At 54.4% G+C, this 25,865-nt stretch carries 24 protein-coding genes and 1 pseudogene; 14 read left to right on the top strand and 11 right to left on the bottom strand.

The window, feature by feature from the left end:
- Positions 1-43 precede the first annotated feature (43 nt).
- Both ABA45_RS11230 and ABA45_RS11235 read right to left on the bottom strand, forming a co-directional pair.
- Entirely contained in the window at positions 44-1,435 is a 1,392-nt protein-coding gene (locus ABA45_RS11230) for a DEAD/DEAH box helicase (RefSeq protein WP_048386163.1), read from the bottom strand.
- A complete protein-coding gene (locus ABA45_RS11235) occupies positions 1,432-2,061 on the bottom strand; it encodes an elongation factor P hydroxylase (protein WP_227506016.1) in 630 nt (209 codons plus the stop codon). Before ABA45_RS11235 ends, ABA45_RS11230 begins: the two co-directional genes overlap by 4 nt.
- A gap of 191 nt (positions 2,062-2,252) precedes the next feature.
- Between ABA45_RS11235 and dsbD the strand changes: the two genes are divergently transcribed.
- Entirely contained in the window at positions 2,253-4,184 is a 1,932-nt protein-coding gene (gene dsbD, locus ABA45_RS11240; protein ID WP_048386166.1) for a protein-disulfide reductase DsbD, read from the top strand.
- Between the two features lie 12 nt (positions 4,185-4,196).
- Here dsbD and tusA read toward each other — a convergent pair whose 3' ends face one another.
- Positions 4,197-4,436: a sulfurtransferase TusA gene (gene tusA / locus ABA45_RS11245; RefSeq protein WP_014871679.1), complete on the bottom strand. Its 240-nt coding sequence runs from the start codon at positions 4,434-4,436 to the stop codon at positions 4,197-4,199.
- Between the two features lie 97 nt (positions 4,437-4,533).
- Here tusA and ABA45_RS11250 point away from each other — a divergent pair, with 97 nt between their 5' ends.
- Positions 4,534-4,824, top strand: a complete 291-nt coding sequence (locus ABA45_RS11250) for an antibiotic biosynthesis monooxygenase family protein (protein WP_048386167.1) — start codon at positions 4,534-4,536, stop codon at positions 4,822-4,824.
- Between the two features lie 14 nt (positions 4,825-4,838).
- Here the strand turns inward: ABA45_RS11250 and ABA45_RS11255 are convergent, their stop codons facing one another.
- Positions 4,839-5,549: an alpha/beta family hydrolase gene (locus ABA45_RS11255; protein ID WP_048386169.1), complete on the bottom strand. Its 711-nt coding sequence runs from the start codon at positions 5,547-5,549 to the stop codon at positions 4,839-4,841.
- Positions 5,550-5,758: 209 nt separating this feature from the next.
- Here ABA45_RS11255 and ccoN point away from each other — a divergent pair, with 209 nt between their 5' ends.
- From ccoN to ABA45_RS11300, 9 genes are all read left to right on the top strand, one after another.
- Entirely contained in the window at positions 5,759-7,189 is a 1,431-nt protein-coding gene (gene ccoN / locus ABA45_RS11260; protein WP_048386171.1) for a cytochrome-c oxidase, cbb3-type subunit I, read from the top strand.
- 14 nt (positions 7,190-7,203) lie between these two features.
- Positions 7,204-7,812 carry a cytochrome-c oxidase, cbb3-type subunit II gene (gene ccoO, locus ABA45_RS11265; protein ID WP_048386173.1) on the top strand — a complete coding sequence of 203 codons (609 nt, stop codon included), beginning with the start codon at positions 7,204-7,206 and terminating at the stop codon, positions 7,810-7,812.
- Between the two features lie 4 nt (positions 7,813-7,816).
- A complete protein-coding gene (locus ABA45_RS11270; RefSeq protein WP_048386175.1) occupies positions 7,817-8,002 on the top strand; it encodes a cbb3-type cytochrome oxidase subunit 3 in 186 nt (61 codons plus the stop codon).
- Complete coding sequence (gene ccoP / locus ABA45_RS11275; RefSeq protein WP_048386177.1) at positions 7,999-8,889, top strand: cytochrome-c oxidase, cbb3-type subunit III; 891 nt, start codon at positions 7,999-8,001, stop codon at positions 8,887-8,889. Before ABA45_RS11270 ends, ccoP begins: the two co-directional genes overlap by 4 nt.
- Before the next feature lie 168 nt (positions 8,890-9,057).
- Positions 9,058-10,485 carry a cytochrome c oxidase accessory protein CcoG gene (gene ccoG, locus ABA45_RS11280; protein ID WP_048386179.1) on the top strand — a complete coding sequence of 476 codons (1,428 nt, stop codon included), beginning with the start codon at positions 9,058-9,060 and terminating at the stop codon, positions 10,483-10,485.
- 54 nt (positions 10,486-10,539) lie between these two features.
- A complete protein-coding gene (locus tag ABA45_RS11285) occupies positions 10,540-11,043 on the top strand; it encodes a FixH family protein (protein WP_048386181.1) in 504 nt (167 codons plus the stop codon).
- On the top strand, positions 11,040-13,493 hold the full coding sequence (locus ABA45_RS11290) for a heavy metal translocating P-type ATPase (RefSeq protein WP_048386183.1): 2,454 nt from the start codon (positions 11,040-11,042) through the stop codon (positions 13,491-13,493). Before ABA45_RS11285 ends, ABA45_RS11290 begins: the two co-directional genes overlap by 4 nt.
- Positions 13,494-13,531: 38 nt before the next feature.
- Positions 13,532-13,831, top strand: a complete 300-nt coding sequence (gene ccoS, locus ABA45_RS11295; RefSeq protein ID WP_048386185.1) for a cbb3-type cytochrome oxidase assembly protein CcoS — start codon at positions 13,532-13,534, stop codon at positions 13,829-13,831.
- Entirely contained in the window at positions 13,831-14,532 is a 702-nt protein-coding gene (locus ABA45_RS11300) for a sulfite exporter TauE/SafE family protein (RefSeq protein ID WP_048386188.1), read from the top strand. Before ccoS ends, ABA45_RS11300 begins: the two co-directional genes overlap by 1 nt.
- A gap of 15 nt (positions 14,533-14,547) precedes the next feature.
- On the opposite strand, the gene ttcA is transcribed toward ABA45_RS11300, so the two are convergent.
- Positions 14,548-15,462, bottom strand: a complete 915-nt coding sequence (gene ttcA, locus ABA45_RS11305; RefSeq protein WP_048386190.1) for a tRNA 2-thiocytidine(32) synthetase TtcA — start codon at positions 15,460-15,462, stop codon at positions 14,548-14,550.
- Between the two features lie 110 nt (positions 15,463-15,572).
- Between ttcA and ABA45_RS11310 the strand changes: the two genes are divergently transcribed.
- Both ABA45_RS11310 and ABA45_RS11315 read left to right on the top strand, forming a co-directional pair.
- Positions 15,573-16,292, top strand: a complete 720-nt coding sequence (locus tag ABA45_RS11310) for a DNA-J related domain-containing protein (RefSeq protein ID WP_227506018.1) — start codon at positions 15,573-15,575, stop codon at positions 16,290-16,292.
- A 52-nt stretch (positions 16,293-16,344) separates the two neighbouring features.
- Complete coding sequence (locus tag ABA45_RS11315; RefSeq protein ID WP_048386194.1) at positions 16,345-17,367, top strand: polysaccharide deacetylase family protein; 1,023 nt, start codon at positions 16,345-16,347, stop codon at positions 17,365-17,367.
- 1 nt (position 17,368) lies between these two features.
- On the opposite strand, the pseudogene ABA45_RS11320 reads toward ABA45_RS11315, so the two are convergent.
- A pseudogene (locus ABA45_RS11320) lies at positions 17,369-18,062 on the bottom strand (SLC13 family permease); the annotation flags it as partial.
- 140 nt (positions 18,063-18,202) lie between these two features.
- Here ABA45_RS11320 and ABA45_RS11325 point away from each other — a divergent pair.
- Positions 18,203-19,942, top strand: a complete 1,740-nt coding sequence (locus ABA45_RS11325) for a GGDEF domain-containing protein (protein ID WP_048386196.1) — start codon at positions 18,203-18,205, stop codon at positions 19,940-19,942.
- Here ABA45_RS11325 and ABA45_RS11330 read toward each other — a convergent pair.
- From ABA45_RS11330 to ABA45_RS11350, 5 genes are all read right to left on the bottom strand, one after another.
- Positions 19,928-20,455 carry a methylated-DNA--[protein]-cysteine S-methyltransferase gene (locus ABA45_RS11330; protein ID WP_048386198.1) on the bottom strand — a complete coding sequence of 176 codons (528 nt, stop codon included), beginning with the start codon at positions 20,453-20,455 and terminating at the stop codon, positions 19,928-19,930. The two genes, ABA45_RS11325 and ABA45_RS11330, sit on opposite strands and share 15 nt — an antisense overlap.
- A gap of 86 nt (positions 20,456-20,541) precedes the next feature.
- Positions 20,542-22,548, bottom strand: a complete 2,007-nt coding sequence (locus tag ABA45_RS11335) for a methyl-accepting chemotaxis protein (protein WP_048386200.1) — start codon at positions 22,546-22,548, stop codon at positions 20,542-20,544.
- Positions 22,549-22,749: 201 nt separating this feature from the next.
- Positions 22,750-24,498: an ABC transporter substrate-binding protein gene (locus ABA45_RS11340; protein ID WP_048386202.1), complete on the bottom strand. Its 1,749-nt coding sequence runs from the start codon at positions 24,496-24,498 to the stop codon at positions 22,750-22,752.
- A 266-nt stretch (positions 24,499-24,764) separates the two neighbouring features.
- On the bottom strand, positions 24,765-25,040 hold the full coding sequence (locus ABA45_RS11345) for a DUF2160 domain-containing protein (RefSeq protein ID WP_014871701.1): 276 nt from the start codon (positions 25,038-25,040) through the stop codon (positions 24,765-24,767).
- Positions 25,041-25,051: 11 nt separating this feature from the next.
- Positions 25,052-25,858 (bottom strand): carbohydrate ABC transporter permease, encoded by an 807-nt coding sequence (locus ABA45_RS11350; RefSeq protein WP_041635271.1) that lies wholly within the window; start codon positions 25,856-25,858, stop codon positions 25,052-25,054.
- Positions 25,859-25,865: the final 7 nt, after the last annotated feature.

The following is a 25,865-nucleotide window of genomic DNA, read 5'->3' on the forward strand; positions in this document are numbered from 1 at the left end:
TCTATCAGAGCTGTAGTCAGGTCTTTCTAGAAGTGCACCTGAATCAGCTTCTGCGCGGCCGGCTATTGCCACTGCGGTTACCACTGCTTCGGTTGCCGGTCGGGCGCGTGCCCTGTGGCCGACGACCGCGTTTACGGGCGATCGGAGCGTTGTCCATCGGCACCATCAACGCTTCGCCTGGAACCTCGTTAGCAAGCTTCTGGCCGATGTACTTTTCAATCGCCGGCAGGGCGAAAGAGTCGTCTTCGCCGGCAAAGCTGATAGACACGCCGGTGCTGCCGGCACGACCGGTGCGGCCGATACGGTGTACGTAATCTTCGGCGTTGTCTGGCAGATTATAGTTAAACACATGGGTTACACCATTAACGTGGATACCACGGCCTGCGACGTCTGTAGCCACCAGCACCTGAATGCTGCCGGCCTTGAACTGCTCAAGGGTTTTCAGGCGTTTGGCTTGGGCAATCTCGCCAGACATCAGCGAAACAGAGACCCCCTGATTGCGCAGGTCTTCTTCTAAATCACGGCACTGGTCACGGCGATTGGCGAACACCAGCGCCTTGTCCACTTCCGGGCGCTTCAGATAATTCACCAGCACCCTCAGTTTTTCATCATCGCCGACCAGGTACACGGTCTGTTCAACCCGCTCGGCGGTTTTCTGTTCCGGCTCAATTTCCACAAACTCGGCGCTTTGAGTCCACATAGAGGCAAGGTTCAGCACATCTTGGTTAAACGTCGCGCTAAACAGCAGCGTTTGACGATCTTCCTTTGGCGTACACTTGCGAATGATGCGCTTAACATCCGGGATAAAGCCCATATCGAGCATACGGTCGGCTTCGTCAAGAATCAGAATATCGATTTGGTCGAGAAACACGTCCTGAGACCCCAGAAAATCGATCAGCCGGCCCGGCGTTGCTACCAGAATATCCACGACTTCGTTCTGTAACTGATCACGCTGCTTGTCGTAGTGCATACCACCCACCACAGTCACGACTTTATGGCCGGTATGGGCACACAACTGCTCGGCGTCTTTGGCGATTTGCATCGCCAACTCGCGGGTGGGCGCCAGCGCCAGAACTCGCGGCTCCGAGGCAAAACGCTTACTATCTTCAATCGGGGTTTCCAGCATGGTCTGGATCGCGGTAATCAGAAACGCGGCGGTTTTGCCGGTGCCGGTCTGAGCCTGGCCGATCAGGTCTTGGCAGGCCAGGGTCCAAGGCAGGGTTTCGGCTTGTATCGGAGTGCAGTATTCAAAGCCTATGGCGGCAATGGCCTGCTGCAGGCGATGATCCAGATTCAGATCGCTAAAACGCAAATCAGAGGTGTGGCTGCGATCAACAGTAGGACTGTCAATAACGGGACTGTCACTAGCACTGGAGATGTTGTTGTCAGCAGCAGACGTCGGGTTGCTGTCAATAGAATTATTATCAATGGTCATACGGTTTCGGTGTCCTTGGTATTCCGGGAGTCAGAACCGACAGCCGCCCATAATGGCGCAACTCGCCGTGCATCTTTTTGCAAGGCCTCTGTAAGCGTGCCCTCGGTTCCATAAAAACGCATTAGCGCGTGTAAAAAATTCGCTGCACGGCAGGGTATGCTGCTGTTAAAGCCGCTCAGGGGTCTATTCTCAAATCCGCTTGCACCGGCATTAACAGCGTCCGGTGCAAGATACGCTATCGCTTGGCAAGCAACCCGACTGGCAAACAGTTGCGGGTCAGCCGCGCCCTGCCCCGCCAGATTGTCAACGCTGATATGAAAGCGCCCGTCACAGGCCAAAGCAAACAGCCATTCCAAAGCTTGGGGTTTTACCTCAACCTGTTCGAAAGCGAACTGCTGCTCACGGCTACGACCGTCAGGGCAATACCAGTAGCCGTAATCTTGCAGTGTACGGCGGTATTCACCGGCAATGCACCAATGACTGATTTCGTGCAAGGCGCTGGAAAAATAGCCATGGGCAAAAATCACCTGTGCCGGGCCTGGGCCAGCAGGCAAATATTCCGGTTCGTTGTCGCCACGCACCAGAACGGTCTGGCAAGGTTGATCGAACAAACCATTAAATAGCATGATAATATCGTTTGCACAGTGCATCATTAGGCCACTATTGTGCGGCTTTAACAGCCCCAATGCCAGCGTGATCTTGAGCCTGCGTCAAGGTACAAAATGCTGCACCGGCAAACACCCGGGGAACTTGGCCCAACATTTACCCTCTACACCGCTGTTGGTTTTCACTCATTCGTTTGCAATAAAGGCTCAACATGATTGTTACTGCCACAGCCCGGCAACGCCCTCGGGATTTCTGCCAGCTAAGCGCACTTGTTGCATTGATGATTTTTTTGCTGGCGCACAACACCGCGTCCGCGCAACAGGATGCCACCTTCTCAAGCTTTTTTGGCGGCAGTTCCGCTGGCCAAGGTGACTTTCTTCCTGTCGATCAGGCGTTGCCTTTTAATTACCGCACCGACGGTGACGCGCTCATACTAGAATGGGACATTGCCCCGGAACACTATCTATATAAGAGCCGAATTGCCGTAACCCCGGTCAGCGCGGGCATTAACCTCGGCGAGCTTGAGTTTGAACGCCCGGGCGTTATCACCAACGACGAGTTTTTTGGTGAAATGGCGGTGTTTTACGACCCTATCCAGGCTCGGCAACCCATTCGGCTGCCCGCCGGGGTCACCGAAGCCGAGCTTCAGGTCAGCTATCAAGGTTGCGCCAGTGCCGGCTTGTGCTACCCGCCGCAAACCCGCGACCTGCTGTTTTACGCCAACAGTAATGGCTTAAGCACTGCTGCGCCCGGTGAAGCAATCAATTCCAATGCCACCCCTGACGCCAGCAACAGCCGCCCCAACCCGGCGGACGCTGTGTCTGACACTCGCAGTGCCAGTGGGCTTGCCGGCTTCATGAGCCAGCAGCCAAGCTGGCTGATCGTTGGCGTATTTTTCCTGTTGGGCCTGGGGCTGACGTTTACTCCCTGCGTGCTGCCCATGATACCCATTATTGCCTCACTGGTGTCTGGCCAGAATACCCGCTCCAGCGCCCATGCTCTGGTGCTTGCCTCTAGTTACGTGTTGGGCATGGCGCTGACCTACGCCGCAGCCGGCGTGCTGACCGGTTTACTGGGGGCCAGCTTTAACCTGCAAGCACAACTCCAGTCGCCCGTGGTGCTAAGCGTTTTTGCCGCGCTGTTTATTGTGTTTGCGCTGGCCATGTTTGACGTTTTTGAATTACAGCTACCTGCGTTTATTCGCAATCCGCTCAGCAATGCCAGCCAAAACCTGTCCGGCGGGCGCATTGCCAGCCTGTTTGGCATAGGCGCACTGTCGGCGCTGGTGGTATCGCCTTGCGTGTCGGCTCCGCTGGCGGGCGGCCTTTTGTACATTTCTGCAACCCAAGACGCGGTCATCGGCGGCCTGGCGCTGCTGGCCTTGGGCCTGGGCATGGGCGTGCCGTTGATCGCTGTGGCGGTGGGTGGGCGCAAAATTCTGCCGACATCGGGCGTATGGATGAAAACGGTCAAACACGGTTACGGCATTATGCTGCTAGCCGTTGCTATCTGGCTGCTGGAACGGATGCTTGCGCCCTGGCTTACTCTGACTCTGTGGGGCTTGCTGATTGCCTTGGTGGGCGTTCAACTGGGCGCCTTCGACGCCGCCAAAGCAGGCTGGCAGCGCACCCGAAAAGGGCTTGGGCTGGTTGCCTTTGCCTGGGGTATGGCTCTGTTGGCAGGTGCGCTGGCAGGTGCCAACGATCCGCTGCAGCCGCTGGCGCCGTTCACGGCAGGCAACTCCGGCAGCGGTGCCGGCAGTGCGGACAGCCACGCCAACTTTCAGCGCACCAGCGAACCGCAACAGATACGCCAGCTTTTGCAACAAGCACAAGCCGCTGGCAAACCCGCACTGCTGGATTTCTACGCCGACTGGTGCATTGCCTGCAAGGTGATGGAACGCAACGTGTTCAGCGACGCCGAGGTTGTTCAAGCTCTGGTGCCTTACAGTCTAATACAGCTTGATATGACGGCTAACACTTCGCAACAGCAGGCTCTACTGGACGAGCTAGGCCTGTTCGGACCGCCGGGCATCCTGTTTTACAACATCGGTGGTCAGGAAATCGGTCACCAACGTATTTTAGGTGAGATGAACCGTGGCGAATTTCTGCAACACCTAAACGGCGTTGATACTCGCGGCTAACCGTCTTAAACCTCAGCCGCCGCGGCGAATCATAAAATGGAACTCACCATCAGGTTGGTCCTGAGCCAGAAGTTCGTGGCCGAGAAACTGACAAAACCGGGGAATATCCCGCACAGTGGACGGGTCGGTTGCCGTTACCCGAAGAATGCCGCCAGCCGGCACGTCTAAAATACGACTGTGCAGCATCATGACCGGTTCCGGGCAGTACAGGCCCCGAGCATCGAGTTCTGCGTCAAATTCTGGGTTTTCCACGGTTTAGCTCCTGAGAATGGGTCGATTCAACCTTTAAATCTGTTAACTTACGGGGTATTGGACACCAGAATTCGAACCACAACAACCGAGGCTCGCCATGATCCGAGTATTAATTGAACGGCACATTGCCGAATCCCTGGAAGTCGCTTACGAAACACGCTCGCGCAAGGTTTTGCAAAATGCGGTTGCTGCCCCGGGCTTTATATCTGGTGAAGCCCTAAGCAATCGAAACGATCCAAACAACCGCTTTATACTTTCGAATTGGCGCTCGGTCAGTCACTGGGACCGGTGGTACCGATCTAAAGAGCGCAAAGAACTGATGGCAGAACTGATACCGATGATGGATCGAGAGGAGATAATCACCATACTCGAACAGAGCGGATCCTGATTACCCGATAAGAGTCAGCGATCAGCGATGATTCTGTCTACGAATTGCCGAGTCAGTTGCGCCGCCTGGCGAATTAAATCGTTCTGGATTTCTGGCTGGCGCGCCAAGGGTTGAAAGTCGTGATTGCCACCCTCCAGCCAACGCAATTCCCCGTTAGCCAAAGCGGCGCTTTGAGCCTCAAGCTCTGCCGGTTTGCCAAACGGGTCACGGGTGCCCTGAATAATCAGCAGCGGGCAGCTGATGTGCGCCAAGTGCTCAGTGCGCCAGCGATCAAGCTTACCCGGCGGATGAAACGGGTAGCCGTAACAGACCACCGCGTCTATTGGACTGTTTTTTAGCAGGTTGCTATTAAAACTCGGGGCAGAACCTTTCCTTATATTGGCCGGTTGAGCCAGTAAGCTGGCCATACGCCCGCCCATGGATTTTCCGCCAGCCATCACAAAGCAATCCGGCGGCAACTCCTCTTTTGCTCGCTCAAGAGCCAAAGCGAAGCTGTCCAGTAAGCCTGGTTGCCGGTCGGGCAGGCGTTTGCGTCCGTCAAAGCGGCGTTGTTGCATGTAGGGGAACTCGAACCTGACGCTAGAAATACCTACGTCATTCAACGCCATTACCAATTGTTCCATATAGTCAGAATCCGCTGGTGCCCCAGCACCGTGAGCAATCACCATAGCGATCTTGGGACCACCATAGAAACCAACGCTGGGCAACCATGTATTTTTGTTCATATTTATCTCCGAAGAGTCACGTTAAGTGGTGTAGGTACAATGGGAAAATAGTCAATCCAGATTACCACTCAATTACTTAACTCCTTGCCGCACATCTATTTCCGCCACTTTTAAAGCGTGCCAGGAGTTGACCTGAATCATTGCAAAGGCCTAATGCTTTCCTCATAATTGCGTCCGCATAAACCCCTTTCAAACCCAATGGTAAGGCTATGAGCACATTGAATCCGAACCTGACATACAACTACAAGGTGGTACGACAGTTCGCCATCATGACGGTCGTGTGGGGAATTGTTGGCATGGCTCTGGGTGTGCTAATTGCAGCACAGCTGGTTTGGCCGGCCCTCAATTTCGATCTACCGTTTACCCACTTCGGCCGTCTGCGGCCGCTGCATACCAACTCCGTTATTTTCGGCTTTGGTGGAAGTGCGTTGTTTGCAACGTCGTATTACGTTGTGCAGCGTACCTGTCAGGCGCGCTTAATTTCCGACAAGCTTGCGGCTTTTACCTTTTGGGGTTGGACTGCCATTATCGTCTCAGCGGCTATCACTCTGCCAATGGGCTTTACGTCCTCTAAAGAGTACGCCGAACTGGAATGGCCGATCGACATCGCTATTGCAGTGGTATGGATCACGTATGCCGTCGTCTTTTTTGGCACCATTACCAAGCGCAGCATGTCGCACATTTATGTGGCTAACTGGTTTTACGGTGCTTTCATTATCACCGTCGCGGTTCTGCATATTGGCAATAACCTGGCGTTGCCGGTGAGTGCGTTCAAGTCTTACTCTGCCTATGCCGGTGTTACCGACGCGATGATGCAGTGGTGGTATGGCCACAACGCCGTAGGTTTCTTCCTGACTGCAGGCTTCCTGGGCATGATGTACTACTTCGTTCCCAAACAGGCTGGTCGTCCGGTTTATTCCTATCGCTTGTCAATCGTTCACTTCTGGGCGCTGATTGGTACCTACGTATGGGCCGGTGGCCACCACCTGCACTACTCTGCTCTGCCAGACTGGGCCCAAACCGCCAGTATGGTTATGTCTCTGATTCTGCTTGCGCCGTCCTGGGGAGGCATGATTAACGGCATGATGACGCTGTCCGGCGCATGGCACAAGCTGCGTACTGACCCTATCCTGCGCTTTTTGGTGGTATCCCTGTCGTTCTACGGCATGTCCACTTTTGAAGGCCCGATGATGTCCATCAAGACCGTTAACGCTCTGTCGCATAACACTGATTGGACCATTGGCCATGTTCACTCCGGTGCTCTGGGTTGGGTTGCTATGATAAGTTTTGGTGCTATTTACCACCTGATTCCGAAACTTTGGGGCTTGAAGGAAATGCACAGCACTAATCTGATCAATGTGCACTTTTGGCTGGCAACCGCGGGCACCGTGCTGTACATCGTTTCAATGTGGGTTAACGGCATCACGCAGGGCTTGATGTGGCGTGCCGTTAACGAAGACGGAAGCCTGACCTACAGCTTTGTAGAGGCTCTGGAAGCTTCTCACGGGGGTTATCTCGTGCGCTTCCTGGGCGGTGTGCTTTTCCTGAGCGGTATGCTGGTTATGGCCTACAACGTCTTCAGGACTGTTCGTCAGAAAGCCGCTGTGGCCGAAAATAGCGCCGCAGTCCCGGCATTGTAACGGAGAGAACTCAGATGAATCATGAAACAGTAGAAAAGAACCTTGGCTTGATGATCGTACTGATCATCCTGACCATCAGTGGCGGTTTTTTGGTAGAGGTTGTTCCGTTATTCTTTCTGAAGAGCGTCAACGAACCCATCGAAGGCCTTGAACCTTTGGCAGCGTTGGAATTGGAAGGGCGTGATATCTACATTCGCGAAGGTTGCCATGTATGTCACACGCAACAGATCCGCCCGTTCCGTTCGGAAACAGAGCGTTATGGCCATTACTCCGTTGCGGGCGAGTTCGTTTACGACCGTCCTTTCCTGTGGGGCTCCAAGCGTACCGGCCCGGACCTGGCCCGCGTTGGCGGTCGCTATTCCGACGCCTGGCAGCGCCAGCACCTGTATGACCCTCGCAGCCTGGTTCCAGAATCTATCATGCCGGCATTTCCATGGCTGTTTGAAGATCTCGTCAATCATAACGGTACCGCAGCCAAGCTGGAGGGATTGCAAACCCTCGGTGTTCCTTACACCGACGAGCAAATCGCAAACGCCGCCACCTCAGTAGAGGGCAAGTTTGAGATCGAAGCTCTTGTTGCATACCTGCAGCAGCTGGGCACTATCATTCCGAACAAACGGTGATTTAATGGATGTTAACGACTTACGCGGCGTTCATACCCTTATCATAATGGCAATGTTTATCGGCATTATCTGGTGGGCGTTCAGTGCCCACCGTAAGAAGGCGAACGAAGAAGCATCGCACCTGCCGTTTGACGACGAAGAGGTCGCACAGCGTACCCTAGAACGAGAAAAAACAGGGAAAAAACAATGACTACTTTTTGGAGCATCTGGGTCACTGTGATCGTGCTCGGTACGATTTTCGGGTGCGCCTGGTTGCTGATTTCGACTCGCAAAAGCCAGACCTCCGATGTAGAAACCGACCGTACTATGGGTCATTCCTTCGATGGCATCGAAGAATATGACAATCCGCTGCCGAAGTGGTGGTTCTATCTGTTCCTGTCCACCATTGTGTTCGCGCTGGGCTATCTGGCGCTCTATCCGGGCCTTGGTAACTACAAGGGCCTGCTGGGCTGGACTTCTGTCAACCAGTGGGAAGCAGAAGTTGCCGAAGCAGACGCGCTTTACGGCCCGATTTACGCACAGTATGGCCAAACAGCGGTACCCGAGCTGGCCAAAGTAGACGACGCCATGAAGCTCGGCCAACGTCTGTTCGCCAACAACTGCGCAGTGTGCCACGGTTCTGCGGCGCGCGGCCAAGTAGGCTTCCCTAACCTGACCGACACTGATTGGTTGTACGGTGGTTCACCGGAAGCCATTCTGCATACTCTGAACAACGGTCGCATGGGCGCTATGCCGGCCAAAGGCGTGATGCCCAACATGACTGACACTCAAGTCGATCAGGTGGTCAACTACGTGTTGAGCTTTAGTGGCCGAGCCAAAGATCCAGCATCTGTTGAAGCTGGTAAGGCCGTGTTCATGCAAGCCTGTACAGCGTGTCACGGTGTCGACGGTAAGGGTATGCACGCCCTGGGCTCGCCCAACCTGACTGACAACGTGTGGTTGTACGGCTCTACCTTCGACTGGATCCGTCAAACGGTGGTCTATGGTCGGCAAAACCAAATGCCCTCGCAGAGTGGTCGTTTATCACAAGATCAGATTCAGATACTCGCCGCCTACGTTTACAGCATGTCCGACTGAAAAGATCAGGCCGGAGCTCGCTCCGGCCTGATCTTTTCAACTCTGTGTCTGCCGCTGTCGGACACAGACTTGAAATGATCAAACAGGTAATCCACCTGAGACAAATCAAACATCCACTTCCAGGACCCGCCGCGCCCTGCCCCCCGCTTACCTTCATCGGAGAAATCGATGAGCACCAAGATTCCGGTACAACAAATTGACCCGGCGAACGAGTCTTCCAGCAAGAAGGGGTCTGAATCTGTTGACCTTTACGCAAGCCGCAACAAAATTTATGTCAAAGAAATAAAGGGCTTCTTCCAGCGTATCCGCACATTCAGCCTTCTAGCGTTGATGGGTATGTATTTTTTGTTCGCCTGGCTAACGCTGAACGGCGATCCGTTGATTCACTTTGATCTGCCAGCCCGCGAATTCCACCTGTACGGTGCTACCTTCTTCCCAAAAGACTTCTTTTTACTGTCAGGCATGCTGATCATCAGTGCTTTTGGTCTATTTTTTATCACCACCCTTTTAGGTCGCGTATGGTGTGGTTACACCTGCCCGCAAACGGTATGGACCTTTATCTTCATGTGGGTGGAAGAACGCATCGAAGGTGGGCGCAACAAGCGTATGAAGCTCGACAAAGCGCCCAACTCCCCCTCAAAAGTCGCAAAGAAAACCGCCAAACACGTCATTTGGCTGCTCATTGCGCTGGCAACGGGTTTGACCTTCGTTGGCTATTTTTATCCAATTCGTGAGCTGGTTGTCGATCTTTTTACCCTGCAAGCCAATGGCTGGGCTTACTTTTGGGTGGCGTTTTTCACCATCGCCACTTACTTGAATGCCGGCTGGATGCGCGAGCAGGTGTGCCTGTATATGTGCCCGTACGCCCGCTTCCAATCGGTTATGTTTGACCCGAATACCCGTATTGTGTCTTACGACCCCAGTCGTGGCGAACCTCGCGGCGGCCGCCGGAAAGAAGTCAAACCTGATGAAGTCGGCTTGGGTGACTGCATCGACTGCGGCCAGTGCGTGGAGGTATGTCCGACCGGTATCGACATTCGTGACGGCCTGCAGTACGAGTGTATCGGCTGTGCCCTGTGCATCGATGCCTGCGACGACATCATGGACAAGATGAACTATCCGCGAGGTTTAATTCGCTACACCACCGAAAACGAGCTGGAGGGAAAACCCTCCAAGCTACTACGCCCGCGCACCTTCGGTTACGGTTTTATGCTAGCGCTAATGATTTTCGCTGTAGGATACACAGTAGCCACCCGGGTTCCAGCGCAATTAGACGTGCTGCGCGATCGCGGCGCACTGTTCAAATTTAACGGCGAGGGTCGGATCGAAAATTCCTACACCCTGAAGCTGGCTAATATGTCAGAAGCAACGCAAATCTACACACTCAGCGTAAGCGGCATGGACGACATCCAGATTCTGACACCGACCCAGTTCACCGTTACAAGCGGCGAAAAATACGCATTGCCGACCGTAGTGGATGTTCCGCCAGAATCCATTACCCAGAGCAACAACGATATTGTCTTTAAGGCCGTTTCTGATGACAAAATTGCTCTGACGCTTGAAACTGAAAGCCGATTTGTCGGTCCAACGCGCTAGCGGCGGTTGAGCCGCAACGCACCGCGTTTGAATTTAACACCGAGACATAACTATATGACCGCTGAAACACCCGTTGCACCCTGGTACCGCCAGCCCTGGTTCTGGTTTTTGACCATCGCTCCACTGGCCGCCATTACGTGGAGTATGACCATGCTGGTCGTTGCCGTTAACATGGAAGACAGCATGGTGTCAGACGACTATTCGAAGGAAGGTCGGGGTATCAACCTTGAATTAGCCCGTGACGACAAAGCCACCGAACTGAAACTGGCCGCCGACATCCAGTTTAATGGTCGCCAATTGTCCCTGGACCTGACCTCCACCGAGGATTTTCCGTATCTGGTTTTAAACCTGTTCCACCCTACCCTGGACAAGTACGATCGGGTGCTACAGTTCCGCCGCGAGAGCTTGGGACACTATACGGCGCAGATGAATGAAAACATCGAAGGGCGCTGGTACTACGATTTGCGCGGGCCTACCAACGAATGGCGACTGAAAGGCGAAGCTTGGCTGCCAGCAGAGAAGGGACTCAGGCTGAAAGCGGGCCTGATCAAAGAGTGACTCCCTTGAATTGCTTCCACTGCGGCGAGCCGGCAAACGGTGAGCCGCCTATTACCCTGCTATTGGATGACCAACAAAGGCTCTTTTGCTGCCAGGGCTGTAAAGCCGTTTGTGAAACCATCCATCGGGAAGGCCTGACCGGGTTCTACGATTTTCGTACAGAACCCGCTATTACTCCGCGACAACTGACCAACGCCGAACTTGGGCGCCTGCGCGAACTTGACCATCCTTTAGTTCAACAATCGTTTGTCAGCCCGGTAAAAGCCGGTCAGGAAGCCCAGATCTTAATTGGCGGCATTACGTGCGCAGCCTGCATCTGGCTGCTTGAAAACCACCTGCAGAGACAGGCCGGAGTGCTGTCGTTTACCGTCAACTACACCACCCAGCGCGCGCGACTGGTATGGGCCTCAGATCAGGTTCAGCTCAGCGACCTGTTGGTAGCGGTGCACCAGTTGGGCTATACCGCCCGGCCCTACCACGCAGACGAAGTAGAAAGTGCACTAAAAGTAGAACATCGCTCTATGCTGATCCGCCTGGCCGTGGCGGGCATTGGCTCGTTCCAGAGCATGATGCTGGCGTTTCCCATGTATTTTGAGATGGTCAGCGGCTTATCGTCGGATTTTATCAGCTTCTTCCGCTGGTTCAGCATGCTGGTCGCCACCCCGGTGGTGTTTTACAGTGCCAAACCGTTTTTCCAGAACGCCAGCCGCGACCTTCGGAGCCGCCACCTGACCATGGACGTGCCGGTCGCTATTGCCATTGGCCTGGCCTACGGCGCCAGCGCCTGGGTAACGGTAATGGGCGGCGACGAAGTCTATTTTGAATCGGTATGCATGTTCACCTTTTTCCTGTTGCTGGGCCGTTATATTGAAGTTCAGGCGCGTTATCGTGCCGGCCTGTCCGGTAACGCTCTGGTAGGCTTTCAGCCCAGAGTAGCTACGCTTGTTAGCAGTCAAGACAGTGAAACCAGCATTGTTGCCACCCATAGCCTGAAAGCCGGCGACGTGGTGCGCATTCGCCCGGGCGAAACGCTACCCGTCGATGGCGAAATACTTCGCGGCCAGTCTACCCTCAACGAAGCCGCGTTAACCGGTGAGTATCTTCCGGAAACCCGAATACCCGGGGATACCGTGCACGCAGGCAGCGTTAATGGCGAAAACCCGCTGGATATCAAAGTGGTGAGTGCCGGCGCGCAAACCCGCCTGTCGAGTATTCTGCGGGTGCTTGACAGAGTGCAGTCGGAAAAACCCAAGGCAGTCCGCATGGCCGACCAGATGGCTGGCAAATTTGTCGGCCGAGTGCTGATTCTGGCGCCGCTAGTGTGGCTGGGCTGGTGGTGGTACGGCGCCGATAACGCGTTTGATATTACTCTGTCAGTGCTGGTGGTTACCTGCCCCTGCGCGTTGTCGTTGGCAACGCCCACGGCCATTACAGCGGCCACCGTAAAGCTACGCAAACTGGGCCTGCTGCCCACCCGCGGCCATACCCTTGAATCCATGAACGATGTCGATACTGTGGTGTTTGATAAAACCGGCACTCTGACCCGTGGTGAGCTCAGTCTGTTGAGCCAGCACAACGCTGGCACTCTGAATGCTGACCAGTGCCTACGCCTGGCCGCCGGCCTGGAAGCGTTTTCTGAGCACCCCATTGCCAGGGTTTTTCACGATTTGCCAAAAGCCCAGGTCAGCAACGTCAAAAATTACCTGGGCGGCGGTTTGTCTGGCCACTGGGGCGACCAAACTTTGTACATCGGCCATCCACAATTTGTTGCCGAGCACAGCGGCCTGGCCTTGCCAGAAGCGCCTGAATGCACAGGTATCGCCATTTGGCTGGCCTCAGACCAGCAATGGCTGGCCCGCTTCCAACTTGACGACCAACCCCGTGCCGATGCGGCCAACGCCATTGCGGCCCTGCACGAGCTCGGCATTCGCACCCTGTTGCTCAGCGGTGATCGCTCCGGACACGTGCAGCAGATTGCGCGGCAGCTGGGTATTGGTGAAGCCATTGGCCAGGCCTCACCAGAAGACAAACTGGCGGTGTTACAAAAACTCAATGCCGAAGGCTGCAAGATTATGATGGTGGGCGACGGCCTGAACGATTTGCCGTCTATGGCCGGTGCCAGGGTATCTGTGGCCATGGGCTCGGCGGCAGATCTGACCCAGCTTAAAGCCGACGCCGTTCTGCTCAATGGCCAACTGATGCAACTGGTGGAAGGTCTGGCCACAAGTCGCCAGACCCGCAAGGTTATTCGCCAGAACTTGTGGTGGGCACTGATTTACAATCTTGCCGCGCTGCCTTTGGCGGCGGCAGGCTTAGTGCCACCTTGGTTGGCGGCCATCGGTATGTCCGCCAGCTCTCTGGTGGTGGTATTAAACGCGCTGCGACTGGGCAAAATGCCAACGCCCGCGCGCGCGTCACGGCCATTAGTGAGTAGCATGGCGTTACCCTGACAGCCTGATTTTTTAACCCCAAACTCCGGGAGTGCATTGTGGAAATTGTTGTGGTGCTTGTGCCAATAATGTTGATGCTGGTCACTGGTGGCATTGTTTTGTTCAACTGGGCGGTCAAAAACGGCCAGTATGACGACCTCGAAGGGCCCGCCCACCGCATTCTGTATGACGACGACAAAGACCTGATTCCGGACGACGCCATCACCGGGCTGGAAAAAACCCGGCGCAGCGCCAGTGATGCGCAAGACAAGCCGAAAACCAACACCGAAACTGACGCAGACGCAGATCCATCGAAAGCCGATGAAGCGGCCAGCAATCGCGGCAATAGCAGCACCTGATGGCGGGCGAACTTTACCTTAGCTATCCCAGCGCGTTTCTGATTGGCATTCTCGGCAGCACTCATTGCCTGGCCATGTGTGGTGGAATAAGTGCGTCGCTGTCCATGGCCATGCCAGTAGGCCAGGGGTTTCGCCTGCGCCAGACACTAACGCTGCTGGCGTTCAACGGCGGGCGCATTGGCAGCTATGCGCTAATTGCCGCCTTGGTGGCATTATTGAGCACCTCGGCGGCAAGCCAATGGGCGTCTATGGGGTTAGTATTACGCACTCTGGCAGGGCTGCTACTGATTTTTATGGGGCTGTCCATGGCGCAGTGGTGGCAGGGCATTCGCTACGTGGAAAAACTGGGGGCGCCGGTGTGGAAAAAACTGTCGCCGCTAACCCACAAACTGCTGCCGGTGCATAACCCCTTGCAGGCACTGGCGTTGGGCGCGCTTTGGGGCTGGCTGCCCTGCGGCCTGGTGTACAGCACTCTTGGCTGGGCAGCACTGCAGCCAACCGTGCACTCAGCGGCACTGACCATGTTTTTCTTTGGCCTTGGCACTTTGCCCTCTATGCTGGCCACCGGTTATGCCGCGCGCTGGGTGCGCGGACTGCAAAGCCACCGGTTGTTCCGTAAGTTCAGCGGCGTGATGCTGATTGTGTTCGGGTTCTGGACCCTGCCGCTGATGGCATTGCTGGGCACCGGTGGCGGACACTAGCCAGAACCTGCAGCGTCACAGATTCAGGACGTCAAGGCGCCCGAACTCTTCCGCAGCCTTGCCTGAAACCGACGTAACGCCCTTCTTTGCGGCGCCATTCGGAGCAACAGAGCGCGGCGCCGCCTTTCTAGAATTGTCAGCAAAATTGTATAACTGCGGGTCTGCCAGATGTGACGGTTCTACGTTACACAAAGCGCTGAACATGGTTTCCAGACGCCCCGGGTGCTCTTCATCCCAAACCTTGAACATGTCTTTTATCACTTGGCGTTGCAGATTTTTCTGAGAGCCGCACAAGTTGCAGGGAATGACGGGATAGTCTCGCAGCTCGGCGAACCGCTCGAGGTCCTTCTCGCGGCAGTAAGCCAGCGGTCGGATAACCGTATTTCGGCCGTCGTCACTGCGTAGCAGCGGCGCCATCGACTTGAGTTTGCCACCGTAGAACATATTTAGAAACAAGGTTTCCAGCAGATCGTCACGGTGATGGCCAAGAGCAATTTTGGTGACCCCATTGGCCTCGGCAAACGCATATAAAATTCCCCGCCGCAGGCGTGAGCACAAACCACAAGTGGTTTTTCCGGCGGGAATTTTGTCTTTAACGACGCTATACGTATCGCGCTCGATAATATGGCATTCGATGCCCAGGTCCTGCAGGTATTGCGGTAGAACATGCTGCGGGAAACCTGGCTGTTTCTGGTCCAGATTGACCGCAATCACTTCAAAGCGCACCGGTGCCTTTTTCTGCAGGCTCAGCAGAATGTCCAGCATCGCATAGGAATCCTTCCCGCCGCTGAGGCAACACATAATTTTGTCGCCGGCCTCGATCATCGCGAAATCCGCAATCGCTTGCCCGGCTTCCCGTTGCAGACGCTTCTGCAGTTTTTGTCGCTCGTGCCGCGCGTCGGGCTTTTGCGCATCGGTTACTGGGTGCATAGCAGCTTCAACGTTGGAAAATGATAAGCCGGATTATACCCCTCACCTTCCGCTGTTAACACTGACACAGGCCCACATAGGTGCCATCAGACTGGCAGGCGGACCCTTGTTTGCTCTACCATAAAGTCATGACCAACACCTCAACACCCAAACAGCCCGGCGCCATTACCCACCCTGGTGATCCTCGGCCTCATGAGGCTCTGCAAAGCCACATAGCTCACCTGCAAGTTGCTCTGGAGCATGAGCTGCGCCAAGCATCTGGCGGGCTGAGTGAATATACCCTGATCAAAAAACTGCAGCAGCCACCCTGGCAACTTCTGGGTGAGGTGCGCTTCGATCAACCCGAGCCGTTATACCAGGTTCACTTCTTGCTGTTCCACACCCTCTATAAGCTGCGCGATCAATTGGCAGAAGACGGCGAAACCCTGGCGATATCACCCATGCTGACCCGCCTTGAAAACCGCCCCGAAGAGCCTCGGCACGAGCTGTCTGACCAGAGCCCGCTAGCTCAGGTAGATTCTTTGCGGGCATTCTATCTGGATCTGAATCAATACCGGCTATCCACAGAGCAGATTCACGCCATACTTGACAACTTCTACGCCGGTCATCGGGGTGCAAATCATTATCACGACACATCGGAGGTTGCCGCAGCCGCGAACTGTCTGGGCTATGGCGACAGGCCTATGCCAGACTGTTTTCACGAGGTAAAACAGCGTTTTCGCCGTGCTGTCATGCAGGCGCACCCCGACAGAGGCGGCAGCACCGAGCAAATCCAGAAACTTAACGCAGCCTTTGCCGTTATCAGACAGCACTATCGCGGGCGCGACTAAGTCGCTGCGGTAAGCAGCGTAAGGGCCACCCTTTAAAATGAAGGTATTTAACATGCGCCGACAGGATTTTGTAGCCACCACGCTGGCTATCGCACTGGCATTGCCTGCGGGCGCCAGCGCAGATCTGGCCATATTGCAGTACCACCACATCAGCAATAACACGCCGGGCGCCACCAGTACGTCGCCGGCACTGTTTCAAGCCCAACTGCAAATGATCGAACAACTCGGGCTGGCGGTTGAACCACTGTTCGAGGCAACACAAAAAGCCTTGGCGGGTGATGGCGGCGACGCCGTTGCCCTGAGCTTTGATGACGCCTACAGTTCTGTATATTCCAACGCAGTACCCATATTGACGCGACTGAACTATCCCTACACCCTGTTTGTGAACACCGACACCATCGGCAACAACGGTTTTATGACGTTACAGCAGCTTCAGGAGCTGGCGTCTACGGGCCTGGCGACCATTGCCAACCACAGCGCTGGCCACGGGCACCTGGCCAGAGCACCTAACGAGAAAGTGGAGCAGTGGCGAGAGCGTGTTCGTCAAAGCCTTGATGGTGCACAAACGTTGCTTGAAAGAGAATTTGGCAGTGCCCCGCCAATGTTTGCCTACCCCTATGGCGAATTTGATGCAGCACTGGAACAGCAAGTGAACCAGCGCGGCTGGCTGGCCTTCGGGCAGCAATCCGGCCCCGTCGGCGCAACCTCAAGCCGCACCCGACTGCCACGATTCCCCATGGCCAACGCCTATGGGCAGCTACAAGGCCTGGAGAACAAGTTGCTGAGTAAGGCTTTACCCGTGTCGGCCAAGGATCTACCAGACGGTATTGTCAGCGCTAACCCGCCGCACCTTCGGATGACTCTGCCGAGTGGATTCACGCCAGATAAACTGACCTGCTTTGGCTCCGGCCAGGGCCGAATCAAGGTTACCGCCGACGCACAGCGGGCGAAGGTTCAGGCGCCCGCTGCATTCAGCAGCCGCCGCTTTCGCTATAACTGCACCTACCCCGCAGGCGACGGACGCTTTTATTGGCTGTCCCAACCCTGGCTGGATTTATCCCGGCCAGAAGATTGAACGCCTGAGCGCCCAGCAAAGGCAAAAAAGGCAGCAGCGGTGGCCGTGTTGCTGGTGACTTCGGTCAGGAAAATAATCACCAGGGTTACCAACGCGACCATCAACAACGCCGGCAACAGGGTTGCTGCACCCACGGCTTCGGCTATCCAACTCGTCAAGCCAGAGCTGCTAATAGCGCCAGCCATGGCCAGGCCACCACCAAACTAGCAATAGCATCACCACAGCAACCGGCAGCCCCAGCAGCATCCATTGTGCAAAACCCACTTCAATACCGTGGGTATCTAACAAATAAGCCGCCAACAAGGCGTTGGGAGGCGTACCAATCAAGGTGGCAATACCGCCAATACTGGCGGAGTAGGCAATCGCCAGCAGTAACGCTGTGCCGAAGCGGCGCAGGCCGCCTTCATTATCGCTCTGAGTCATGGCGATGATAGACAAGCCGATGGGCAACATCATTACCGACGTTGCCGTGTTGCTCACCCACATGCTCAGAAACGCAGTAGCCATCATGAAACCGGCAATCTGATTTTTTGGTTTAGCACCCATGGGCCGCAGCGTTAGCAACGCAATACGCCGGTGCAAATTCCAGCGCTGCATCGCCAAGCCCAGGGTAAAGCCGCCCAAAAACAAATAGATGATGGGATTGCGTAAGGTGCTGTAGCCTTGCCAATACTGCTCAGGCCCAATGCCGACACCGATGTAAAACCAAACACTGTATACACTACACAAAAGCGACAAGTGCTATTGGTAGATCAACCCGTTTAAGGCATAGTTAATTAAGTTTATCTGTGAAATTTTGCCTTCACCATGGCACCGCAAACAGGGTTTTATTCGTATGGTACCGCAACTTCTTGTCTCCCGACTGATGCACAGCGGTGCCCTTCTGCATTGCGATCCTGATACTACTATAGCCACGGCCGCCGCAATGATGGCGGAGCGAAGTGTCAGTTCCATTCTGGTTATTCGCAATGACGACGTGTTGGGCATCTGGACAGAGCGCGATGCCCTGGCCATTGATTTTACATCATCTTCTATCTTTGCCCAGCCGGTCAGTTCGGTAATGAGCTCGCCGGTTATCTCCGTGCCCACCTACATGCCCATGCAGGAGGCCGCGATTAAATTCCGCGAAACCGGTAAACGTCACTTTCTGGTGGTCGACCCCGACGGCAAAGCGGCCGGTATTCTCTCGCAAACCGACATGGCGACAAACCAAGGTATTGAACCCTATCTGCGTTTGCGTGATGTGCGCTCCGCCACCGCCACAATGCCGCTCTCTATAGAAGGTGATAAGACCCTGGCGGAAGCAGCGGCTAGCATGTATAAAAACCGCGCTCATGCGGCAATTATTGATTGTGAAAAACTGGGATTTGGGATTCTTACCGAGCGCGACATAGTCCGTCTTATCAGCCGCAATACCGGTAATAAAGTGGTCGGCCCCCTAGCTAGCCGCCCATTGATAACCGTGCACGAGGACGAGCCACTTATTCACGCCCGTGATCGCCTTATGAACCTGCGCATCCGTAACTTGGCGGTGGTCAATGACGATAACCAAATAATCGGCCTGGTGGGCTACGGTCAGATGCTTGCCGGTGTAGACCAACTGTATACGCAGGATTTGCGCGCCGCACTGGAGCAGCGTGACTCGGCCTTGGCCCAGTCACGGCAAACCCTGCAACTGGCGGAGCGGGTGATTGCCTCGTCACTGGAAGGCATCATGATTACCGATGCTAAGTCGCGCATAGAATTCACCAACCCCATGTTTACCCAACTGACCGGTTACAGTGCGGACGATGTAATCGGTAAAACGCCGGCGCTGCTTTCATCTGGTCGCCACGACAAAGCCTTTTACGACCAGATGTGGCAAGCCCTAGCACGTGAAGGCGTATGGCGCGGCGAAATCTGGAACCGTCGCAAAACCGGCGAGCTGTACCTGGAATTACTAACTATTACTGCAGTAACCGATGATGATGACATCATTACCCACTACGCTGCCCTGTTTACCGACATCACCCAGAACCGCCACAACGAGGAGCGCATCCGCCATTTGGCCTATTACGATGCACTCACCGGCATTCCCAACCGCCGGCTGATGGAAGACCGTCTGGAACACGCCATTCGCCAGACCCATCGCAACCGAATGGTGCTAGCCGTGCTGTTCATTGACCTGGATCATTTCAAACAGATTAACGACACTCTCGGGCATCACGTAGGCGATTCTTTGCTGCTCCAGTTCACTGAAAGAGCGCAGACCTGCCTTCGAGAGGGCGACACATTAGCTCGCCTTGGCGGCGATGAATTTGTGGTGATACTGCCAGAATTGAACGGTCCTGAAGCGGCAAAAACGGTTGCGCAGCGCTTGCTGGACAAGCACCGCGAAGACTATCAAATTGATGGCCATACCCTGAGCGCCAGCGCCAGCGTAGGCATAAGCCTGTATTCAAGCGAAGTCGACACCGCCCGGCGGCTGCTGAAGCAGGCCGATGCGGCCATGTACACGGCCAAACGCGCCGGCCGTAACGCCATTTGCATATTTACAGACGCCGAAAACGAAAAACCGAAATTAGCGGGCAGATAGCGTCTGCTCATGTGCCAGCAGCGCTTTTTTGATGGCAACACCACCGTTATAGCCGCCCAAGTCGCCATTGCTGCGCAATACCCGATGGCAAGGCACCAGCACGGCCACCGGGTTAGCTCCGCAAGCGCTGGCGGCGGCGCGCACAGCTTTTGGGCACCCTGCCCGCCGCGCCAGCTCGGCGTAGCTGATGACTTCACCACTGGGAATACTTTGTAGCGCTTGCCAGACTTGCTGCTGAAACTTCGTACCGCGCAAATCCAGAGCCAGGGGTTCCGCGCTGCGGCCGTCTGTCAGCTGGGCTTTCACTTTGCCCAGCCAACTCGGGCAAGCACTCTCGGCCTGGCATAATTGAGCGCGGGGGAAGCGACTGCGCAATCGTTCCATTAGCGGTGGCAGTGTCTGCCCGGTCAGCAAAGCGCACACACCCGTGTCACTGCAGGCCACAAGCACCTGGCCGAGATAGCATTGCGCTGATTGCCAGGTGATGTGCTCTGCGTCTTGAGATGATGACATAGCGACCTCCTCTTTTTTACGCCAGCGTAAGGACGCATTATGGCGCAAATTTCGGCCTCCGCGTAATCAGAACCGAGCCAGCCAAATTAATTAACGCGGAATCGCCCCGCCAATGCTTCGATATTGCCAACAGATACCTCAAGGCGCTCGCAGGTTGCAACGAGTTCATCAATTTCATCAAGGCTGGCGTTAGCGGAGCTGCTGATTTCGTTTACCTGACGGGCAACCGACTTACTGACGCTTTCCTGTTCATCCATCCCCAAACGGGTTTGATCGGCTCCCTGATGAATTCGCGCCATGGCACTGCGGATCTTTTCTGCGCCTTCGGAGACACTGGCCATCAGCGTTCTGACCGCCGCCAATTGCGAAAAGTTATGGTTCATTGAACGCACGGATTCCGATGCCTCATCCTGAAGACGCTTTACCAACGTGCGGATGGTCTCAGTGCTTTCTGTGGTTTTCTTGGCCAGGCCCCTAACCTCGTCTGCGACGACCGCAAAGCCGCGCCCGGCTTCTCCAGCCCGGGCAGATTCAATCGCGGCATTCAATGCCAGTAGGTTCGTTTGATTGGCGATACCATTGATCACTTCGGTAATTCGCCCTATGTCCTGAGACGCCTTTTCAAGTTCATGGAGCTTGGCCGCAGTGTGCTCGGATTGGGTCTCGAGCTCTGCCACACAGAGGCTTCCACGTTCTGCATCGGACAGGGTCTCTGCAACCTGCTGATTTACCTCACCCACCAGATCGTGAGTTCCCCGGACTGAACCCGCCACCTCGCGAGCAGATGCCTCCATTTGGGTCATAGCCGCCGCTATTGCAACGAGTTCTTCAGACTGTCCGCGTACCCGTTCATTGAAGTCCCGGGCAAAACGGGCATTGCCTGTTGCAATAACGCCAATGTCGCCACCCGCCTGCTGCAGGCTTCCCAAAACAGTCGCCATAGCGTCTGACAACTGGTTCACGGAAGCTTTAAGATCAATAAACTCACCCTTGGCGTTGAACTCCAGTCGGCGCGAATAATCACCCTTTGCCATGCTGGCCAAGTGCGAAAGTGTGGCCCTAAGGGGCAGGCTGATCATTCTGGCAAGCCACACCGAGGTGCCCAAAGCGAACAAAACAACCAGCGATAACAACCCGTAAACCAGCTGTTCCGACCGTCGGGCAGACTCGTCAAGCGCCACGACCGTTTGGGTAATCCGGTCTGAAACCGCCACTCTCATCCCGTCGAGATTTTCCGCAAGATCGCCCAGGTGCCGATCCACTTCCTGCCCGGCCTGCGCCAGATTCAGGCGATTCTGACGATACCCCAAGTATTGGTTAATAATGCCATCATCTTGATTCACTGCCGCCACAAAATGACTGATCAAAACGGGAAGCCCTTCCAATCGCGGAACTTCTGACACTAACGCATTGATATCCGGCTCAATGATCTGAGTGTTCATCCGCAGATTCTCGATGACACTTGCGAGTTTATCTGCATCGTCGGTACTGACCATTTGCATAATGAGCAGTTCAATGTTCGCCAGGTTTTCCATAATCGTAGTAAACAAGTCCCGGATATAAATATCGTCACCGGCGGGTTCCGTGCCCTCTCTCACTAAGAGCCGTTTCATTTCTGCGTTATTAGCCAGAAATGCCGACAAACCTTCGTTAACTATTTCGGAAACTTCCAACACCGAACGATTGTATTCGTCCAGCTGTTCAACGGACAATTTCAACGCGATAACATTCTGTGCGACACGTTGGTTTCGAGTTTGCACCACAGGAAATTTTTCTATGTTGTCTAACGAAGAAATACCATTCGCTAACAGGTTTAATGTACTAATGGTTGTTTCAAGCGCAGACAGCCTGACAGACAACATATCGGGGTCGTCTGCCGCCATCATAGAAAGCGCCTGCTTTCCGGCTTCAGCCCGGTGAGTGTCAACTTGCTGAATTTGCGCGGCGAGGGGAAAATAGTCTGATGTCAGCTCATGGGTGGTGTCCGAAAAGGAAGACATAATGCGACTGTTAAACGCACCCCAACAGACAATGATCAAACAGAGCATCGCAAAACCAGCGTAGAGCCGGTGAATGACCGAGATTTTATTCATGTTTTTTACTCTCACCACTAGCCCAAAATGAACTGAGCAAAAGAGCAGAAAAGGCCGACAAAAAACACGTGGGCCAGGACAGATAATGTGACTTAATATAATCGGGGGGGAAATGAGAAATTCACCAGACCCACCATGGTAACGGTGAATTGCAGGTCGCAATCGAGAGTTTCGATTGCGACCTGCATCGGTCTTCGGGAGTTAGCTCTTGCGAGCGTCTGCCCAACTTTTCAAAAGTTCATTATAAGGTACGGTTACGCCTTGTACCTTTTCGTTGGCCAGCTTGGGCTTGGGTGCGCCCGGCTGATCCAACCAGTACTGCGGGTCACGCGGCTCGTTCAGCTTAGGACCGCAGGTTTCCAGTACGTTGGCACGTTCCAGACGCTCCATTACGCGATCTTGAGCATCTGCCAAACCATCCAAAGCTTCCTGAGGAGTCGCTTCGCCACTGGCAGCCTGGGCAATGTACTGCCACCACAGCTGGGCCAACTTCGGGTAATCAGGAACGTTGGTGCCAGTCGGCGTCCATTGAACCCGTGCCGGACTGCGATAGAACTCAACCAGACCACCGAGCTTCGGCGCCATTTCTGACATCACGTCAGAGTTGAGGTCAGATTCGCGAATCGGCGTCAGGCCAGCGACGGTTTTTTCCAGAGACACAGTCTTGGAAACCGTAAACTGGGCATACAACCAAGCCGCCAGGCGACGCTTCTCAGGAGTTGATTCCAGGAAGGTCCAGGAACCTACGTCCTGATAGCCCAGCTTCATGCCTTCTTCCCAGTAAGGGCCACGGGGCGAAGGCGCCATACGCCATTTCGGAGTACCGTCTTCATTTACAACCGGCAGCCCTTCTTCGATCATGCTGGCGGTAAAGGCCGTGTACCAGAAAATCTGCTGGGCGATGGCACCCTGGGCAGGTACTGGGCCAGACTCAGAGAAGGTCATACCCGTTGCTTCGGGCGGCGCATACTTTTGCATCCATTCCACGTACTTGGCGGTCGCGTAAACCGCTGCCGGGCCGTTGGTGGCACCGCCACGGGACACGTTGGAACCGACCGGACGACAATCTTCAACCCGAATACCCCACTCGTCTACCGGCAAGCCGTTAGGCAGGCCTTTGTCGCCGGCACCCGCCATAGAAAACCAGGCATCGGTGAACCGCCAGCCAAGAGACGGGTCTTTCTTGCCATAGTCCATGTGGCCGTATACTTTCTTGCCATCAATTTCTTTCACGTGAACCGAGAAGAACTCGGCAATATCTTCGTAGGCAGACCAGTTTACCGGAACGCCCAAGTCATAACCGTAGATGTCTGAAAACTGCTTTTTCAAGTCTTCACGTTCAAACCAGTCAGCTCGAAACCAGTACAGATTGGCGAATTGCTGAGTAGGCAACTGATACAGTTTGCCATCAGGCCCAGTGGTAAACTCCAACCCGATAAAATCTTCAAGATCCAGCGTTGGCAGAGTTAGATCTTTGCCAGAGCCAGCCATGATGTCGTCAATTGCTACAACCTTACCGTACCGGAAGTGAGTACCGATCAGGTCGGAGTCATTCACATAGCCGTCGTAAATGTTTCGGCCTGACTGCATTTGAGTCTGCAGCTTTTCGATAACGTCGCCTTCCTGGATCAGGTTATGGGTCAGTTTGATGCCGGTAATTTCGGAGAATGCTTTAGCCAGAACGTTGGATTCATACTCGTGAGTGGCAATGGTTTCTGAAACCACGTTAATTTCCATTCCACGGAACTCTTCCGCAGCCTGAGTAAACCACGCCATCTCCGCCAGCTGTTGTTCCTTGCTGAGAGTCGACTTTTTAAATGACTCACTCACCCACTTTTCAGCCGCGTCCGAGTACTGATCGGCGTAAGCTTGCAGGCTCAGGCTCATACTGGCAGCGGCAATCGCGGCACTGAGTATAAGAGTTTTAGGATGTTTGTTATTTTTGAACATACCCGACCTCATTTACTTTTTATGGATGGAGCGGGACCAGACCGCACTCCGTTTTTACATCTACATCACTTATAGCACTAGAGTCCTTAAAACGTGGTACACATTGCACTTTATACGCACTAAACGTTGTGCTCGAGAATTGGTTAATGATCGCTTTCGATCATAGATTTAAAAATAGTTCGATTCCGAATCCTTTACAACCACTTTTAACCGAATATTGTCCATTGTTTCAAGACACGCTGTGCTTTTCAATGCACCGCTTTGGTTTAACCCCAGCGCAGCAACACGCCCATCCAGGCTACAGAGACCGCCAGCGCTACCCACAAGCTCACATCGCTGACTGCAAGAAAGGTCAGATGAATGTAAGCGGTCGACAGCAAGCCAATAAACAGCCGGTCGCCACGGGTGGTTTCGATAGGCAAAAATCCTTTGCGTTCGCGACAAGGCGAAACAACTTCGTAGACAGTCATAACCGCAAGAATCGAAGCGATCACCACAAAAAAGATTACGACCGTGGGGGTCCAGTTCATCCAGTCAATCATCAGTATTCTCCTTATACGCGCCCGAGAGCGAAGCCTTTGGCCACATGGTTACGAACGAACCAAATCACCAATATGCCGGGAATAATCGTCAGAACGCCGGCTGCAGACAGCACTCCCCAATCAATACCGCTTGCCCCTATGGTCCGCGTCATGATGGCGCCAATCGGCTGGGCGTCTACAGATGTCAGAGTGCGGGCAAGCAACAGTTCTACCCATGAAAACATAAAGGTAAAAAACGCGGTTACGCCAATGCCAGAGCGGATCATTGGCAGGAATACTTTGATAAAGAACCTTGGAAAGCTGTAACCGTCAATAAAGGCCATCTCGTCGTACTCACGGGGTACACCTTTCATAAAACCTTCCAGAATCCACACTGCCAGAGGTACGGTGAACAAACAGTGCGCAAGTGCAACGGCAATGTGTGTATCAAACAGACCAATCGACGAGTACAGCTGAAAGAATGGCAACAGGAATACCGCCGGCGGCGCCATTCGGTTGCTCAGCAGCCAGAAAAACAGATGCTTGTCGCCCAGGAATTTGTAGCGGCTGAATGCGTAAGCCGCCGGCAACGCCACCAGAAGCGTGATAACCACGTTCATGGACACATACGTCATCGAGTTTAAGTAGCCATTGTACCAACTGGGATCACTAAAAATGACCGCATAGTTATCAAGGGTGAAGATTTTTGGAAAAAACGTAAGGCCCCCCAGGATTTCCTGGTTTGTTTTGAACGACATGTTCAATAACCAGTAAACCGGGGTTAGCAAAAGCGCTATAAAAAGGGTGATCGCGACGCTTTTTAAACGGGTTTGTTTCATCACACTC

This window comes from Marinobacter psychrophilus, from assembly GCF_001043175.1.
Classification (GTDB): domain Bacteria; phylum Pseudomonadota; class Gammaproteobacteria; order Pseudomonadales; family Oleiphilaceae; genus Marinobacter; species Marinobacter psychrophilus.